Source organism: Pseudarthrobacter albicanus, assembly GCF_018224015.1.
Classification (GTDB): domain Bacteria; phylum Actinomycetota; class Actinomycetes; order Actinomycetales; family Micrococcaceae; genus Arthrobacter; species Arthrobacter albicanus.
Map to the genome: position 1 here is coordinate 40,255 of NZ_JAGPOT010000009.1, position 16,248 is coordinate 56,502.

Here is a 16,248-nt window from a genome sequence, read left to right on the forward strand (position 1 = left end):
TCCGGGTACCGGCCAGGTTTCCGTAACCTCCGGCGCTCTCGACTACGCTAGTAGCGACCCGGACGCCGGGTGTCAGCCTGATTCCCAGCTAGAGTCCCAGCAGTCAGATTCCCAGCCGATCGCTTCACCCAAAGGAGCATATTCATGGCGCTTATCGATGCCATCCACGCCCGCGAGATCCTCGATTCCCGTGGCAACCCGACCGTAGAAGTTGAAGTTCTGCTCTCCGACGGCCAGATCGGCCGCGCGGCAGTTCCCTCCGGAGCCTCCACCGGCGAGCACGAGGCCGTTGAACTGCGCGACGGCGACAAGGGCCGTTACCTCGGCAAGGGTGTCCAGAAGGCCGTCGACGCCGTCATCGACCAGATCGCCCCGGCCCTGATCGGCTTCGACGCCACCGACCAGCGCAGCATCGACCAGTCCATGATCGACCTGGACGGCACTGCCAACAAGAGCAAGCTCGGCGCCAACGCCATCCTGGGCGTGTCCCTGGCCGTCGCCAACGCCGCCGCGGCCTCCGCCGACCTGCCGCTGTACAAGTACCTGGGCGGCCCGAACGCCCACGTCCTGCCCGTCCCGCTGATGAACATCCTCAACGGCGGCTCGCACGCCGACTCCGACGTCGACATCCAGGAATTCATGGTTGTGCCGCTCGGCGCCGAAACCTTCTCCGAAGGCCTGCGCTGGGGCGTCGAGGTCTACCACGCGCTCAAGGCCGTGCTGCAGGAAAAGGGCCTGTCCACCGGCCTCGGCGACGAGGGCGGCTTCGCGCCGAACCTGCCGTCCAACCGTGCAGCCCTGGACCTGATCCAGGAAGCCATCAAGAGGGCCGGCTACACCCCGGGCACGGACATCGCCCTGGCCCTGGATGTTGCCTCCTCCGAGTTCTTCAAGGACGGCGCCTACCAGTTCGAAGGCAAGTCCCTGAGCTCCGCCGAGATGAGCGAATACTACGCCGGACTCGTTGCCGACTACCCGCTGGTCTCCATCGAGGACCCGCTGGACGAGAACGACTGGGAAGGCTGGAAGACCCTCACGGACAGCATCGGCGACAAGGTGCAGATCGTGGGCGATGACCTGTTCGTGACAAACCCGGAGCGCCTGCAGACCGGCATCGAGACGCAAACCGCCAACTCGCTGCTGGTCAAGGTCAACCAGATCGGTTCACTGACCGAAACCCTCGACGCCGTGTCCCTGGCCCAGCGCGCCGGTTACACGACCATCACCTCGCACCGCTCCGGCGAGACCGAGGACACCACCATCGCTGACATCGCCGTTGCCACCAACGCGGGCCAGATCAAGACCGGTGCCCCGGCCCGCTCCGAGCGCGTCGCAAAGTACAACCAGCTGCTGCGCATCGAAGAGGAACTCGACGACGCCGCACGCTACGCGGGCCGCAGCGCCTTCCCGCGTTTCAAAGGCTAGAACCCGCAAAAACCGGTGGCCGGTGGCTATGGTTGAAGGACCATGGCCACCGGTTTCTGCTTTGGCGTGGCCCACCGCAAGCCAGCCCGGCAAGGACCGGGCATTACAGGAGTGACATGGCTACCCGCCGTCCCAAGGTCCCCCGGGCCACGCCTGCGGCCCCGAGGTCCCCGGACACGGGCGACGGCGGCGACGTCGTCCAGGGCGATTTCGGCGGTGTGCGCGGCAGCGGAACAGCCAGCGGAACCGGCAGCGGAACCGGGACAGCCGCCTCAGCCGTAAAACCCGCGGCCGGCAACCCGGCAGCGGGCGTTCCGGGGTCACGAAGCCCGGGGTCACAAAACCCGGGGCCACGAAGCCCAGAAACCGGAGAACGGCAGACCGGAGTGCCGCCGACCGGAGAACAGCGGGCCGGCCAACGGGCGGCCGGGCCCGGCGGCCCGGGAAAGCGTCCGGCAGGTGCCGGCACGGGGCCGTCCGCCCCGAACCGGACGCCCACGGCGAAACGCGGCACGGACGGGCCTGCGGAGTCCCTCGATCCCGTGCCCGCCAAGGCGTTCTCGGGCCGCATGCTGGCCCTGGCGGTCGTCATGGTTGCCATCACTATCATGCTGGCGCCCACTGTGAAGATCTTCCTCGACAAGCGCGCCGAAATCGCCGCGCTCCAGGCGGATATCACGGCCAAGCAGGCGCAGCAGACCGACCTCAAACGCCAGGTCTCGCGCTGGCAGGATCCGAACTACGTCAAACAGCAGGCCCGCGACCGCATTAACATGGTTATGCCCGGTGAGACGGGCTACTGGGTCTTCGGCAGCGATCTTCCTGCCGGGCAGTCCGGTGGCGCGGCCGGCGAAGGATCAGCACAAGACCCGGCCGACCTGCCGTGGGTGGACGCCCTCTGGCAATCCATCAGGCGGTCGGCAACAGACTAGAAGCGGCGCCCGCCGCGGGATTGTCCGATGGACGATCCTTTACAGGGCAGGAAGGTGCCGCGCCAGTGGACGAGAACCGAGTGGACGAGAATTCCAGCGCCGGGACCCAAGTGGCGGCGAACCCGGCACGCACGCCGGAGGAATCCCGCCGGCCGTCAGCGGCGGACCTCGATGTCCTCAGCCGCCAGCTGGGACGACCGGTGCGTGACGTCGTGGAAATCCCGGCCCGCTGCGTCTGCGGCAACCCGCTCGTGGCGGCCACCTCGCCCCGGCTCAGCAACGGCACGCCGTTCCCCACCACCTTCTATCTGACGCACCCGGTCATCACCGCTGCGGTGTCTCGGCTGGAGGCCGCCGGCCTGATGAACGCGATGAACGATCGGCTCGGGGCTGACACGGCGCTGGCCGCGGAGTACCGCGCCGCCCACGAGGCCTACCTCGCCTCCCGCGCCGAGATCGGGGCCCGTGCCGGCATCGGGGCCGTGCCCGAAATCGCCGGCGTGTCCGCCGGCGGGATGCCGACCCGCGTCAAGTGCCTGCACGTCCTCGTGGGCCATTCGCTCGCCGCCGGGCCCGGCGTGAACCCGCTCGGGGACGAGGCCATCGCCGCGATCGGCGAATGGTGGACCACGGACCGCTGCTACTGCGACGGGGCCTGGGATACCGGCGGGGAGGCACCCTCGCGGGACCTCAGCCGGCACGGGCCGCAGGGGCTGCCCGGGATCGTCGGGCGTCCGGCCCCGGTGCGCAAGCCCCGCACCGAGGAGTCCGGTGACACCGGCAACGCCGGCAGCGACAGTGCCGGGGCCGGCCAATGACCCGGGTCGCCGCCATCGACTGCGGAACGAACTCCATCCGCCTGCTCATCGCAGATGCGGCAACTGACGGCGGCGCCCCCCGGCTGGGCGACATTGTGCGGGAAATGCGCGTGGTCCGGCTGGGCCAGGGTGTGGACGCCACCGGTGAACTGGCCCAGGAAGCCCTGGACCGCACCTTCGCCGCCGCGCAGGACTACGCGGGGCTGATCCGCCGCCACGGCGCCGGGAAAGTGCGCTTCGTGGCGACCTCCGCCACCCGGGACGCCCGCAACCGCCGGGTCTTTGTCGACGGCATCCGCGGGATCCTGGGTGTCGAGCCGGAGGTCATCACCGGCGACGAGGAAGCGGCGTTGTCCTTCGCCGGCGCCAGCAGCGTCCTGCCCTCACGCGGCGCGGATCCCGTGCTCGTGGTGGACCTGGGCGGGGGCAGCACCGAATTCGTGCTGGGGGACGCCGGCGGCGTCATCGCCGCCAAATCCGTGGACGTCGGCTGCGTCCGGATGACCGAACGCCACCTGCGCAGCGACCCGCCGACGGCGGACCAGATCGCCGCGGCGGAGGCCGACGTCGACGCCGCGATCAGCGAAGCGGCACTGCTCGTGCCGCTGGAACGCGCCACCGCCGTCGTCGGCGTCGCGGGCTCGGTCACCACCATCACAGCGCACGCGCTGCGTCTGCCGGAGTACTCCCCGGCGGCCATCCACGGCAGCGAGCTGTCCCTGGCGGCGGTGCGGCAGGCCTGCACGGAACTGCTGGGGATGTCCCGGGCGGAGCGTGCCGCGCTGCCGTACATGCACCCGGGCCGGGTGGACGTGATCGGAGCCGGCGCGCTCATCTGGCGGCGCGTCCTGGAACGCCTGGCGGACGTCACGGACGGCCGGATCACCACGGCCGTGGCCAGCGAGCACGATATTCTTGATGGAATCGCCCTCAGCATCAGCTGAAATTGCGCATCACCGGGTGCACAGCGCCACCAGCTGTACCGCCGATAGGACGCGAATGACCAGAGCAACAGCCCGGCCCCGCCGGACCGCCTCCGCATTGATGGCTTTGGCCCTTGCCGGCGGAACTTTCACCGCGGCCCTGACGGATGCCGTCCTGGCTGCGCCGGCCGCCCACGCTGATTCCTGGCGGGACAAGGAATACTGGCTCGCCGAGTCCGGCATCACCAAGGCCTGGGAGGTCTCCAAGGGCGCCAACGTCAAGGTCGCCGTGATCGACAGCGGCGTGGACGGCACACACCCTGACCTGAAAGGTGTGCTCAGCGGCGGCGCCGACGTTTCCGGTGCCGGCGGCCCGGGCGGCCAGGAGAGCATCGGTCTGAAATCCGAGCACGGCACGCTCGTGGCGACCATGCTCGCCGGGCGCGGGCACCAGCCCGCGGGGTCCACGGCCAGCCCGAGCCCGGGCCCGGGTTCCTCCGTCGGCCCGGACGGAATCGTCGGGGTCGCACCGGAGGCCCAGCTCCTCTCTGTCTCCACGTGGCTCGGATCGGCCAACCCCGGCGGCAAGAGCGACCAGGACCAGATCCCCGAAGCCGTCCGGTGGGCCGTCGACAACGGCGCCCGGGTCATCAATATCTCGCTGGGCAGCACCTCACCGGAGTGGCCGCAGAGCTGGGACGCGGCGTTCCTGTACGCCGAACAGAAGGACGTCGTCATCGTCGCCGCCGCCGGCAACCGCATCGGCGGCAACGTGCAGGTCGGCGCGCCGGCCACCATCCCCGGAGTGCTGACCGTGGCCGGACTGAACCGCCAGGGTGCCGCGAGCATCGACTCATCGTCGCAGGGCATCAGCATCGGCGTCGCGGCTCCGGCCGAGAACCTGGTGGGGGGCCTGCCCGCGGGCGGCTACGCCGAATGGGCGGGGACCTCCGGTGCGACCCCCATCGTTTCCGGCGTCGCCGCGCTGATCCGTTCCAAGTGGCCGGAAATGCCGGCCAGCCAGGTCATCAACAGGATCGTCAGCACCGCCAGGGATGCCGGGGCCGCGGGCAAGGACCCGTTGTACGGCTTCGGCGTGCTCGACGCCGAGGCGGCCCTCAAGGCCGACGTTCCAGAAACCAAAATCAATCCGCTTGGCTCGATTTCGGACTGGATCCGGGTGCACCGGCGCGGGAATCCGGCCACGACGGCGGCCGCGGCCGGCCCGGCGCCCTCCAGCGCCGCGCCGACGCTTCCGGACGCCACGGTGCCGGCGGCAGAAGCGCCGTCGCAGCTCGACAACGCCGTCCCTGCCATGGTGGTGCTGGGATTCGGTGGCCTGTTCGTGTGCATCGTGGGAGCCGCGGCCATCCAGCTGCGGCGCGCCATGCGGGGCCCCGGAGCCGGTCCCGCCAGCCTGGAAACAGGGGTTTTGGATCCGCTGGAACCGGGCGGGCAACCATAGCTGGTGAAAAATTTCACAAACCAATGTATCCTTTAAGGCATGGCATCCTCCCCTCAGCTCCAGGACCGTCCCAGGGTACTCATCGTCGGCGGCGGGTACGTCGGCCTGTACGTAGCCCTCAAACTGCAGAACAAGATCGCGAATGCCGGTGGCATCGTCACCGTCGTTGATCCGCTGCCCTACATGACCTACCAGCCCTTCCTGCCGGAAGTTGCCGGCGGCAACATCGAGGCCCGCCACGCCGTTGTCTCGCACCGCCAGCACCTGAAGCAGACCGAACTGATCCAGGGCCGCATCACCTCGATCGACCACGCCAACCGTACGGCCGTGGTGGCACCGGCCGACGGCGGCGAAAACTTCGAAATCCCGTACTTCGACATCGTGGTCTCCGCAGGCGCCATCACCCGCACGTTCCCGATCAAGGGCCTGGCGGACAAGGGCATCGGCCTGAAGACGATCGAGGAAGCCGTTGCGCTGCGCAACAAGGTCCTCGAGCGCATCGAAGCCGGTTCACTCATGACGGACCCGGCCGAACGCGCCCGCGCCCTGACGTTCGTCGTCGTCGGCGGCGGCTTTGCCGGCATCGAGTGCATCACCGAAATGGAAGACCTCGCCCGCGCCGCGGTCAAGAACAACCCGCGCGTCAGGCAGGAGGAAGTCCGCTTCGTCCTGGTCGAGGCCATGGGCCGCATCATGCCCGAGGTCACCGAGAAGCAGGCCGTATGGGTTGTGGAGCACCTCCGCAGCCGCGGCATGGAGGTGCTCCTCAACACCTCGCTGGACAGCGCCGAAGGCACCCTGAAGCTCATCAACCTCCCGGACAAGTCCCCGGCACAGGAGTTCCAGGCCGACACCCTGGTCTGGACTGCCGGCGTGCAGGCCAACCCGATGGTCCGTTCCACCGACTTCCCGCTCGAGCCGCGCGGACGCGTGCGCGTCCTGCCCGACCTCCGCGTCGCCGGCGATGAGGGCATCGTGCCGAACGCCTGGGCCGCCGGCGACGTCGCAGCCGTGCCGGACCTCACGGGCAGCGGCCTGCCGGACGGCACCTGCGTGCCGAACGCCCAGCACGCGCTGCGCCAGGCCAAGCGCCTCGCCAAGAACCTCTGGGCCTCCCGCTGGGACAAGCCGCTCAAGGACTACAAGCACAAGAACCTGGGCGCCGTCGCCGGCTTCGGCGAATGGAAGGGCGTTGCGAACATCAACCTCGTCGGCCGCATCGGCCTCAAGGGCCCGCTGGCCTGGCTGGCACACCGCGGCTACCACGGTCTGGCCATGCCGACCGTGGAGCGCAAGATCCGGGTCATCTTCGGCTGGATCCTCGCCTTCTTCATGGGCCGCGACACCACACAGCTGATCGACCTGGACAACCCGCGCGGGGCCTTCGTCGCTGCGGCCGCCCCGGCACCCAGGCCTGCCGCCGCCCCGGCAGCCCCGGCTGCCTCGGCCGCGGAAAGGCCGGCAGCGGACGCTGCCAAGGCACGCTCCAAGCAGTCTGTCCCGGCCGACGCCAAGTAGCCCGCAGAAGCCTGACGACGGCGGCTGTTCCCTTCCGGGGGAGCGGCCGCCGTCGTCGTTGTCGGCCGTGGCGGCCGGGCGGGGAGCCTAAACTGGCTCCATGACAGCTGAAAAGGACCTCCACGCCCTGCTGGCGACCATCCATCCCGTGCTCCGCGAGGGCGAGTTCGTCTATGTCCTGTGGCCGCACGGCAAAGCCCTGGCGGGCGGCATCGCGGCCGCCGTGCGGGAGGCCGAGGGACTGACCGTGGTGTTGCCGCGGGCCGAGGCGGACCGGCTGGGGCTGTCCTATGACTTTGTCGGGGCCTGGATCACTCTCGAGGTGCATTCCTCCCTGGAAGCGGTGGGCCTGACGGCTGCCGTCGGCACAGCACTGGCCGCGGCGAAAATCAGCTGCAATGTGCTGGCCGGCTTCCACCACGACCATCTGCTGGTGCCTGTGGCGGATACGGAACGGGCGCTGGAGGTCCTGCACGAACTGGCCGCCGACAGCGGCCGGCCTCGGCCCGCGGCGGTGCAGGTGCTGCGAAGCGAACAGCCGGCGGACCGCCCCGCCATCCTGGCCCTCACCGCCGCGGCTTTCGCCGTCTCACCGCTGACCGGGCTGCCCGTCGAGGGGGAACCGGAAGAGGTCGGGCTGCTGCGCCGGCTTTTCGACTGTGCGGATTACCTCCCCGAATTCAGCATCGTGGCTGTGCTCGACGGCGAGATCGTGGGGCATGTCATCAGCACCCGTGGCCGGGTGGGGGAGCTGGAACTCCTGGGACTCGGCCCCATCGGCGTGCTGCCGCGCCTCCAGCGCCACGGCATCGGTTCCGCGCTCATGAAGGAAACGGTGGTCCGGGCCAACGCCGCGGGGGAGCGGGGCATTGCGCTGCTGGGGGACCCGGACTATTACGCCCGATTCGGCTTCGTGCCCTCCACATCCCTCGGCGTGGAGCCGCCGGACCCCGCGTGGGGCGTGCACTTCCAACTGCTCCCGCTCGCGGTCTGGCCCGGCGGCGTCAGCGGGACCTTCCGCTATGCCGGGCCGTTTAATGAACCCTCCGGCGTCGCGTAAGGGACGGCCCGGCGGGATACCATGGACCGGGCGCCCCAGTAGCCCAATTGGCAGAGGCAGCGGACTTAAAATCCGCGTGTTGTGGGTTCGAGTCCCACCTGGGGCACAGGTCAGGCGGCGGCGCCCGGGGTGAAGTAGTTATGGGCTTCCAAGTACCTCACCTTCGGGGGTTCCGGTATCCCGGCCTCTGCACTGAAAGGCCCGATCTGCTCCTGCGCGAAGGCGTCGTAGAGCTCCTTGGACTGCCAGAGGTCCGTGACGAGGATCCCGTTGTCCGTGGCTGCCACCCAGTGCCCGAGGGCACCGGCCGGACCGGGCCCTCCTGGGGTGAGGCCCATTTTGCCGATGACCTGGTCATATTGCTCCAGGGTGGCACCAGCAAATTCCATGATGACTGCAACTGCCATGTCCCTCACCTCACAACCGGCAGGCCGCAACGCGGCGGCCCACAAATGTATTGATATGGCTTGGTCTACGCTCCACCGTGGGGATCGTCAATAACCGACGGAAAGGCCACTGTCCTGCTCCGCGCGGGTTTGCTCCCCGCGGGACGTTCTTCGGACACTCCAGCAAGAAGAAGTCCGAACGGCGCAGGTTCACCACGATGGTCAGGATCATGCAACTGCCGGGGACGTGGCCGCCAGTGCGGCGCGAGTAGCCGGGACCGCAGCGACGGCGGTATGTCCGCCACCGTTGTCCCCCAACTCCACAGATTTCTCCCAGGCAACGAGTGTTATCAGGATGTGACCGTAGTCCCTTATTTTCCGGTGGGATATGCATTAGCTTGAAGCTAAATCAGGAACACCTGATCTTTCGCGTCAAAGGCCGTTCGCACCTTTAGATCGAGGAGATTATACATGACTTCACTGCCCCAGGTGGCGCCCCGCATCGCTAAGCTCACTGCGCTTAGCATCGGCGTCGCCCTTCTGGCTACGGCGTGTGGCGGTTCGCCCGCGCCGACGTCAACAGGATCCGCTTCGGCCAAGGCTGCGGGCATCTCTTGTCCCGCGCCGAGCGCGACCAGTGGCGCCACCACCCCGCCCGGCGCCGGCGGAGCCGTACCGCCGTCCTCCACGACGACTGACACGCCGCTGAAGATTGGATCGCTCCTGCCGACCACCGGGTCCCTGGCGTTCCTCGGCCCGCCCGAAATCGCCGGCGTCAACCTCGGCATCAAGGAAATCAACGACGCCGGCGGCGTGCTCGGCAAGCCGGTCGAGGTCATCCACCGCGACTCCGGCGACACGAAGACCGACATCGCCACCCAGTCCACCACGTCATTGCTTGGCCAGGGCGTCAGTGCGATTGTCGGTGCTGCCTCCTCGGGCGTGTCCAAGACCGTGATCAACCAGATCACCGGTGCGGGGGTCCTCCAGTTCTCCCCGGCCAACACCTCTCCGGACTTCACCACCTGGGACGACAAGGGCCTCTACTGGCGCACGGCACCCTCTGACGTGCTCCAGGGCAAGGTCCTCGGGAACTACATGGCCACCTGCGGGGCCCAGACCGTCGGCATGATCGTCCTCAACGACGCCTACGGAACCGGCCTCGCAAAGAACGTGCAGGCAGCATTTGAAGCAGCCGGCGGCAAGGTGGTTGCGCAGGAACTCTTCAATGAAGGTGATTCCCAGTTCAGCAGCCAGGTGGACAAGGTCATTGCGGCCAAGCCGGATGCCATTGCCCTGATCACCTTCGACCAGGCCAAGAGCATTATTCCGCTGGTGACAGGCAAGGGCGTCAAGCCCACCCAGCTCTTCATGGTGGACGGCAACATGGTCGACTACAGCAAGGACTTCCAGCCAGGCACCCTGAAGGGCGCGGAGGGCACCATCCCCGGCACGTTCGCCAAGGAGGACTTCAAGAAGAAGCTCCTCACCATCGATCCTGCGCTGAAGGACTACACCTACGCCGGCGAGTCCTACGACGCGTTGAACCTGATCGCCCTCGCAACAGAAGAAGCGAAGAGCACCAAGGGCGTTGACATCGCCAAGCACCTCAAGGACGTCTCCGAGGTCGGCGAGAAGTGCAACACGTTCCCGTCCTGCGTCACCCTGCTCCGCAACGGCAAGGACATCGACTACGACGGCCAGTCCGGCCCCATCACGTTCTCGGACGCCGGAGACCCGACGGAAGCCTACATCGGCATCTACCAGTACCAGGATGACAACACCTTCAAGGCGGTCAAGGAAGAATTCGGCAAGCTGTAAGCAGCCTCCTCCCGACTAGCAAGAGACCCCCGTCCGGTTCGGACGGGGGTCTCTTGCGTGCGCGGGAGCGGGGCGGGCCGAATCGGGGCGAAGGCGTCACGCGCGGCAAGCTTTGGCCCGCCAGGGGACTGCCCGACGCGGGAATTCAGGCTCCGGCTCAAGAGCACCCGCCCAAAAGACTGCGCTGCGTGACGCCGTCGTCGATGCGGCAGGTGACAAAAGCGCCGAGGGCGCCGGAGGCAGGGCCTTGCGAAAGCGCCGTTGTTGCGTGAGGAACGAGCGCAGGCGCCGAGCAAGGGCCTGCGGAGGCGACCGGAGCCTGCCCACGCCTCTGAGCGCCTATGGGTATTGCCCGGAAGCCTACTCGACGGTGTCGGCCAGGGTGCCCAGGTACAGCTGGATGACCTTGGGGTCCTTCATGAGTTCCCGGCCGGTGCCCGTGTACGCGTCCTTGCCCTGGTCCAGCACGTAGCCGCGGTCGCAGATCTGCAGGCAGCGGCGTGCGTTCTGCTCAACCATGATCACGGAGACGCCGGCCCGGTTGATCTCGTGGACCCGCAGGAAGGTCTCGTCCTGTTTGACGGGGGAGAGGCCTGCGGAGGGCTCGTCGAGCAGCAGCACGGCCGGATCCATCATCAGGGCCCGCCCCATGGCCACCATCTGGCGCTCGCCGCCGGAGAGCGAGCCGGCCCGCTGGGCGCGCCGCTTGCCGAGGTCCGGGAACAGGCCGGTGACGAAGTCGAACCGCTCGGAGAAGTCCTTGGGCCGCTGGAACATGCCCATCTGCAGGTTTTCCTCGATGGTCAGGGTGGCGAAGACGTTGTTGTTCTGCGGGACGAAGCCGACGCCGCGGCTGACGAGCTTGTTGGCCTTCAGCCCGGTGATGTCCTGGCCGCGCACGACCACCGAGCCGGAGTGGACCTTGACCAGGCCGAACATAGCCTTCAGGAGCGTGGACTTGCCCGCACCGTTGGGCCCGATGATGCCGATCAGTTCGCCCTTGCGGGCTTCGATGCTGCAGCCGTTGAGGATGTTCACGCCGGGAAGGTAGCCGGCCACCAGGTTGGTGACCTTGACGACCGAATCGCCGTCGTATGTGGGCTGTGCGGCGGGCGCCGCGCTGGTGGCGCTCATTCTGTGTCCTTCTCTGTGCGGCTGGGCTCATCGGCGCTGTTCTGGCCGCGGTCCGCGCCGGGGCCCTGATCCTTGGACTCGGCCTCAAGGACGTCGAGGGAGATGATGCCGGCGTTTTCGGTGCCGACGATCGACTCCTCGTCGGCTTCAAGCTCGGCGGCGAGTTCCTTGATTCCCTCGGTGTCGCCGAGATCCACGTCGTGGTGGGCGCCCAGGTAGGCGTCAATCACGGCCGGGTTCTTCATGACGTCGGCGGGCGGGCCTTCGGCAACGATCTTGCCCTCGGCCATCACCACCACCCAGTCGGCAATGTGGCGGACCATGTTCATGTCGTGCTCGACGAACAGCACGGTCATGCCCTCGGCCTTGAGGTTCCTGACGTGGTCCAGCAGTGACTGCGTCAGCGCCGGGTTGACGCCGGCCATCGGCTCATCCAGCATGACCAGTTTGGGCCGGACCATGAGGGAACGTGCCATTTCCAGCAGCTTGCGCTGCCCGCCGGACAGCGACGCCGCGTAGTCGTCCTTCTTGGCGTCCAGCTTGAACTTCTCCAGCAGCACGTCGGCCTGGGCCGTGATCTCCTTTTCCCGGCCGCCCCAGATGCCCTTGAACAGTGCCTTGGACAACCGCTCGCCGGACTGGTCGGAGGCGCCGAGGCGCATGTTTTCCATGACGGTGAGTTTGCCCATGACCTTGGTCAGCTGGAAGGTGCGCACCATGCCCATCCGGGCAACCTTGTACGAGGAGACGCCGGCAATGCTCTGGCCTTCGAACTGCCATTTGCCGGTGTTCGGGGTGTCGAAGCCGGTCAGCAGGTTGAACAGGGTGGTCTTGCCGGCACCGTTCGGACCGATCAGGGCCGTGATCTTGTGCCGGGGGATCTCCAGGTACTCGACGTCGACGGCGTTGAGGCCGCCGAAGCTGCGGGTGACGTTCTCCGCGACCACGATCGGATCGCGTTTCTTGCAGCCCGGCGCCGTCTCGCCGGCGGCAATCGGCCGGTCATCCGTCATGTAGTTGATGGTTTCGTTTTCCGCCTTGCGGGGTTCTTCGCTATGCGTGCTCATGCGAACGCCAGCTCCTTCTTGTTGCCGAAGACGCCCTGCGGCCTGAAGATCATCAGCAGCATCAGCGCGACACCGACCAGGATGAAGCGGAGCTGCCCGGCCTGGACGGTGTTCAGCCAGGTGACGGCGCCGGATTCGATCAGGCCGAACAGGATGCCTTGTGTGAGGGACAGCACGACCCAGAAGATCATCGCGCCGACCACCGGGCCCAGCACCGTGCCGAGGCCGCCGAGCAGCAGGCAGGTGTAGAGGAAGAACGTCAGTTCGGTGCCGTAGTTTGCCGGCTGGACCGCGCCGCGGGGGAGCGTGAAGACCATGCCCGCGAAGGCGCCGAGCACGCCGCCGATGATGAGGGCCTGCATCTTGTACGAGTACACGTTCTTGCCGAGCGAGCGGACGGCGTTCTCATCTTCGCGGATGCCCTTCAGGACGCGGCCCCAGGGGCTGCGCATCAGCAGCCAGACCAGGGTGCAGCAGACGATGACGAGTGCCCAGCCGACGACCCGGATGAAGAAGTCCCTGTTGTTCATGCCCAGATAGGAGCCTTCAGGGAACGGGTTCATGGCGTAGAAGTCGCCTTCGAAGGCGGCGAGGCCGTTGGCCGAACCGGTCACCGGGGTCAGCTGGTTCGTGGTGACGATGTAGCGGACGATTTCCGCCGCCGCGATCGTGACGATGGCGAGGTAGTCGGCCCTCAGCCGGAGGGTGGGAATACCCAGCAGCATGGCGAAGATTGCCGAGCAGACCACCGCGATGAGCAGGCCGACGAAGAACGGGACCTTAAAGGTCAGGGTGGAGATGGCAAACCCGTAGGCTCCCACAGCCATGAAGCCGGCCTGGCCGAAGTTGAGCAGGCCCGAGTAGCCGAAGTGGACCGCAAGGCCGAGCGCGGCGAGCGCGTAGGCCGCCGTCGTCGGGCTGAACAATTCAGCGGCGGCGCTGGAAAGAATGAATCCGAAGTTCATGGCGCTCCCCTAACCCACGCGCTCGCGGCGGCCCAAAATGCCCTGGGGCCGGAACAAGAGGACAACAATCATGATGAACAGCGCTCCCACGTATTTGAGGTCGGCAGCGAGGCCGAACACGGTGGTCAGCTCCACGAAGATGCCGACGATGATGGATCCGATCAGGGCACCGAAGACCGTGCCGAGGCCGCCCAGGGTCACGCCGGCGAAGATGAGCAGCAGGATCTGCGAGCCCATGTCGAAGGTGACGCCGGGCCGGTAGTACGCCCACAGGATGCCGCCGAGGGAGGCCAGCATGCCGCCGGCAATCCAGACAATCCGGATGACGGAGTCGACGTCGATGCCCGACGCCGCAGCCAGGGCCGGGTTGTCGGCTACCGCACGGGTGGCCTTGCCGAGCCGGGTCTTCAGCAGGATGATGCCGAGCAGGGCGATCACGACGGCGCTGATGACCAGGGACCAGAGGTTGTTGGGGGAGATGGAGACCGGGCCGAGCTGGATTTCCGCGCTCTGGGCGAACGGCAGCTGCTGCGTGGCGCCGCCGAAGTAGAACTGGATCACGTACCGGACGGCCAGCGCGAGGCCGATGCTGACGATCATCATCGGGACCAGGCCCGTGCCGCGGCGCCGCAGCGGCCGCCACAGGCCGGCGTCCTGCGCCCAGCCGAACAGGCCGCCGCCGAGCAGGGCCAGGACAATGGCCAGCCAGAACGGGAGGTTCATGGCGTTGAACACGAAGACAAGGACCGCTCCGAGCGTGACCATCTCGCCGTGGGCAAAGTTGGTCAGGCCGGTAGTGCCGAAGATCAGCGAGAGGCCCACGGAGGCGAGCGCGAGCAGGAGCCCGAAGCTCAGCCCGGCCACCAGCCGGTTGAGCAGGTTCTTGCCGAAGTCCTGCTGCTGGACGACGATGCCCTTGCCGAAGGCAAAGATCACCGAGACGTTGGAGGTCTGGCTGAAGGTGACCTTGCGGGGGTTTTCCTGGCCGTCGGCGAGCTTGATGCCCTCCGGCAGCGTGGACTCGTCAAGCTTGACCTCGTATGTTCCCTGGGTGGGGACGCCGATGGTCCATGAGCCGTTGGCTGTCGATTTGGCGGTTCCGGTGAAGTCGCCGCTTGTGGCGGTGACGGTCACGTCGGCGATCGGTGCGCGGTCGTCGCCGCGAAGAAAGCCGCTGATGCTGTTCGAGAACTGCGTGGCCGACGGGGATGGTGCCGGCGAGGGGCTCGTGGCCTGCGACGTCGGGGCGACGATGAGCAGTAGCGCGGCGGCGGTGGCAAAAACGGCCCCGACAGCGTTCAGCAGTCTGCCGCGCCGTCTCTGCGACAGGCCTCTCGGTGTACTTCTCAAATTCAAAACCTCCACATGGTGGTGTCGGTTGCGCCTGTGCAACCGCTGTTAACGGTCAGGGGGACGAGCGGCGGTGCGTTGCTGCCTTGTTGCAATGCGGGGTAACGCGCGCAGAGGTGGTGCGTGCAGCTTGTGACATCCATCACCCTGTTGGCCCATGTTACAGCCCGGGCGGGCCAATGAATGCCGTCGCGAGCAGGGAAAACGTCGCGATCGGATAACAACCGCGAGGCCCCGGCCCTCCTGCGATTCGTCGGTTCCGGCACGGGGGAGATCACGGTTGGGTTGCGGCCTTTTCCCTGCGGGAACTATCCCTGCCTTTCGGGCGTGGGAATTGGTAGCGTGATCTTTAATCAAGTCCTGACTAGGACAAAATACAGCTCACGCCCTCATCATCATTCACCCCCTTATCTGGAGGACACCAGCAATGGCACTTGGCGGAAACCCGATCTTCAACGGAAAGAATTTCCGGGGGGCCACCCAGGCACCGTCTGTCCCGCAGGCTTACGGGCAGGGCCCCTACGGGCAGAACGCCTACGGCCAGGGCCAGTACGGCCAGGTTCCGGGCCGGGCTCCCGGCCAGGTCATAGATGCCCAGGGCGGGTGGGCTGCTGCCCAGCAAGGGATGAGCCAGGAGCAGCTGCAGCAGATGTACAACCGGCCCGCCGCCGGACCTGCCGACACCGGCCGGATGACGTTTGACGACGTCATCGTCAAGACCGCGGCCTGCCTCGGCGTGCTGGTTGCCGGCGCCGCCGTCACGCTCCTCGTGGCGCAGGGCCTGGCCATGATGCTGATGCTCGTCGGCGCGCTCGGCGGATTCGTCCTCGCCCTCGTCAACACCTTCAAGAAGCAGCCCTCCCCGGCGCTGATCCTGGCCTACGCCGGGCTGGAAGGCCTCTTCCTCGGCGGTCTGACCCGCGTCCTGGACGGGATGTTCCCGGGTGTCGGCCTGCAGGCCGTCATCGGCACGCTCTCCGTCTTCGCCGTGACCCTGGTGCTGTTCAAGAGCGGCAAGGTCCGGGCCACGCCCAAGGTCATGCGGTTCTTCATGATCGCCATGATCGGCTACGCCGTCTTCGCGCTGATCAACTTGGTCATGATGTGGACCGGCGCCGTGAACTCGCCGTTCGGCCTGCGCACTTCCGTGGAGATCTTCGGCATCCCGCTGGGCGTCTTCATCGGCCTGCTGGCGATCGGCCTCGCCGCGTTCTCCCTGATCATGGACTTCACCAGCATCGAAGCGGGCGTCCGCAGCGGTGCCCCGCAGCGCTTTTCCTGGACCGCGGCGTTCGGCCTCACGGTGACCCTGGTGTGGCTCTACGTTGAGATCATCCGCCTCCTGGCAATCCTCCGCGGCGACGACTGACCAGGACCAACAAGC

The 16,248-nt window shown here is 67.3% G+C and carries 14 protein-coding genes and 1 tRNA gene; 10 read left to right on the forward strand and 5 right to left on the reverse strand.

Annotation, left to right across the window (positions count from 1 at the left end):
• Nucleotides 1-144: 144 nt before the first annotated feature.
• The 8 genes from eno (at nt 145) to J9611_RS02865 (ending at nt 8,247) form a co-directional block, all read left to right on the forward strand.
• Nucleotides 145-1,425, forward strand: a complete 1,281-nt coding sequence (gene eno / locus J9611_RS02830) for a phosphopyruvate hydratase (protein ID WP_211877550.1) — start codon at nt 145-147, stop codon at nt 1,423-1,425.
• 542 nt (nt 1,426-1,967) lie between these two features.
• Complete coding sequence (locus tag J9611_RS22870; protein ID WP_443701374.1) at nt 1,968-2,357, forward strand: FtsB family cell division protein; 390 nt, start codon at nt 1,968-1,970, stop codon at nt 2,355-2,357.
• Between the two features lie 110 nt (nt 2,358-2,467).
• Nucleotides 2,468-3,175 (forward strand): DUF501 domain-containing protein, encoded by a 708-nt coding sequence (locus J9611_RS02840; RefSeq protein WP_211877657.1) that lies wholly within the window; start codon nt 2,468-2,470, stop codon nt 3,173-3,175.
• Complete coding sequence (locus J9611_RS02845; RefSeq protein ID WP_211877554.1) at nt 3,172-4,119, forward strand: Ppx/GppA phosphatase family protein; 948 nt, start codon at nt 3,172-3,174, stop codon at nt 4,117-4,119. Before J9611_RS02840 ends, J9611_RS02845 begins: the two co-directional genes overlap by 4 nt.
• Before the next feature lie 55 nt (nt 4,120-4,174).
• On the forward strand, nt 4,175-5,563 hold the full coding sequence (locus J9611_RS02850; RefSeq protein ID WP_211877556.1) for a S8 family serine peptidase: 1,389 nt from the start codon (nt 4,175-4,177) through the stop codon (nt 5,561-5,563).
• 39 nt (nt 5,564-5,602) lie between these two features.
• Nucleotides 5,603-7,081, forward strand: a complete 1,479-nt coding sequence (locus J9611_RS02855; RefSeq protein WP_211877558.1) for an NAD(P)/FAD-dependent oxidoreductase — start codon at nt 5,603-5,605, stop codon at nt 7,079-7,081.
• Nucleotides 7,082-7,181: 100 nt separating this feature from the next.
• Complete coding sequence (locus J9611_RS02860) at nt 7,182-8,141, forward strand: N-acetyltransferase (protein WP_211877560.1); 960 nt, start codon at nt 7,182-7,184, stop codon at nt 8,139-8,141.
• Between the two features lie 32 nt (nt 8,142-8,173).
• A tRNA-Leu gene (locus J9611_RS02865) sits at nt 8,174-8,247 on the forward strand.
• Between the two features lie 4 nt (nt 8,248-8,251).
• Here the strand turns inward: J9611_RS02865 and J9611_RS02870 are convergent.
• Nucleotides 8,252-8,548 (reverse strand): hypothetical protein, encoded by a 297-nt coding sequence (locus J9611_RS02870; protein WP_211877561.1) that lies wholly within the window; start codon nt 8,546-8,548, stop codon nt 8,252-8,254.
• A 450-nt stretch (nt 8,549-8,998) separates the two neighbouring features.
• Between J9611_RS02870 and J9611_RS02875 the strand changes: the two genes are divergently transcribed.
• Nucleotides 8,999-10,348, forward strand: a complete 1,350-nt coding sequence (locus J9611_RS02875; protein ID WP_211877567.1) for an ABC transporter substrate-binding protein — start codon at nt 8,999-9,001, stop codon at nt 10,346-10,348.
• Between the two features lie 360 nt (nt 10,349-10,708).
• Here J9611_RS02875 and J9611_RS02880 read toward each other — a convergent pair whose 3' ends face one another.
• From J9611_RS02880 to J9611_RS02895, 4 genes are read right to left on the reverse strand one after another with little or no spacing between them, the layout of a single operon-like run.
• The gene (locus J9611_RS02880) at nt 10,709-11,482 is read right to left on the reverse strand and encodes an ABC transporter ATP-binding protein (RefSeq protein ID WP_211877569.1); all 774 of its coding nucleotides are present in this window, start codon (nt 11,480-11,482) and stop codon (nt 10,709-10,711) included.
• A complete protein-coding gene (locus tag J9611_RS02885; RefSeq protein ID WP_211877571.1) occupies nt 11,479-12,549 on the reverse strand; it encodes an ABC transporter ATP-binding protein in 1,071 nt (356 codons plus the stop codon). Before J9611_RS02885 ends, J9611_RS02880 begins: the two co-directional genes overlap by 4 nt.
• The gene (locus tag J9611_RS02890; RefSeq protein WP_211877577.1) at nt 12,546-13,514 is read right to left on the reverse strand and encodes a branched-chain amino acid ABC transporter permease; all 969 of its coding nucleotides are present in this window, start codon (nt 13,512-13,514) and stop codon (nt 12,546-12,548) included. Before J9611_RS02890 ends, J9611_RS02885 begins: the two co-directional genes overlap by 4 nt.
• Nucleotides 13,515-13,523: 9 nt before the next feature.
• Nucleotides 13,524-14,864 carry a branched-chain amino acid ABC transporter permease gene (locus tag J9611_RS02895; RefSeq protein WP_211877579.1) on the reverse strand — a complete coding sequence of 447 codons (1,341 nt, stop codon included), beginning with the start codon at nt 14,862-14,864 and terminating at the stop codon, nt 13,524-13,526.
• A 427-nt stretch (nt 14,865-15,291) separates the two neighbouring features.
• Between J9611_RS02895 and J9611_RS02900 the strand changes: the two genes are divergently transcribed.
• On the forward strand, nt 15,292-16,233 hold the full coding sequence (locus J9611_RS02900; protein ID WP_211877581.1) for a Bax inhibitor-1/YccA family protein: 942 nt from the start codon (nt 15,292-15,294) through the stop codon (nt 16,231-16,233).
• The last annotated feature ends 15 nt before the right edge of the window (nt 16,234-16,248 follow it).

Bases quoted from the DNA above. Each gene is read 5' to 3' on its own strand.
- J9611_RS02890 (WP_211877577.1), bottom strand. From the start codon at position 13,514: ATGAACTTCGGATTCATTCTTTCCAGCGCCGCCGCTGAATTGTTCAGC.
- J9611_RS02860 (WP_211877560.1), top strand. From the start codon at position 7,182: ATGACAGCTGAAAAGGACCTCCACGCCCTGCTGGCGACCATCCATCCC.
- J9611_RS02850 (WP_211877556.1), top strand. From the start codon at position 4,175: ATGACCAGAGCAACAGCCCGGCCCCGCCGGACCGCCTCCGCATTGATG.
- J9611_RS02855 (WP_211877558.1), top strand. From the start codon at position 5,603: ATGGCATCCTCCCCTCAGCTCCAGGACCGTCCCAGGGTACTCATCGTC.
- J9611_RS02880 (WP_211877569.1), bottom strand. From the start codon at position 11,482: ATGAGCGCCACCAGCGCGGCGCCCGCCGCACAGCCCACATACGACGGC.
- J9611_RS02870 (WP_211877561.1), bottom strand. From the start codon at position 8,548: ATGGCAGTTGCAGTCATCATGGAATTTGCTGGTGCCACCCTGGAGCAA.
- J9611_RS02885 (WP_211877571.1), bottom strand. From the start codon at position 12,549: ATGAGCACGCATAGCGAAGAACCCCGCAAGGCGGAAAACGAAACCATC.
- J9611_RS02845 (WP_211877554.1), top strand. From the start codon at position 3,172: ATGACCCGGGTCGCCGCCATCGACTGCGGAACGAACTCCATCCGCCTG.
- J9611_RS02900 (WP_211877581.1), top strand. From the start codon at position 15,292: ATGGCACTTGGCGGAAACCCGATCTTCAACGGAAAGAATTTCCGGGGG.
- J9611_RS02875 (WP_211877567.1), top strand. From the start codon at position 8,999: ATGACTTCACTGCCCCAGGTGGCGCCCCGCATCGCTAAGCTCACTGCG.
- eno (WP_211877550.1), top strand. From the start codon at position 145: ATGGCGCTTATCGATGCCATCCACGCCCGCGAGATCCTCGATTCCCGT.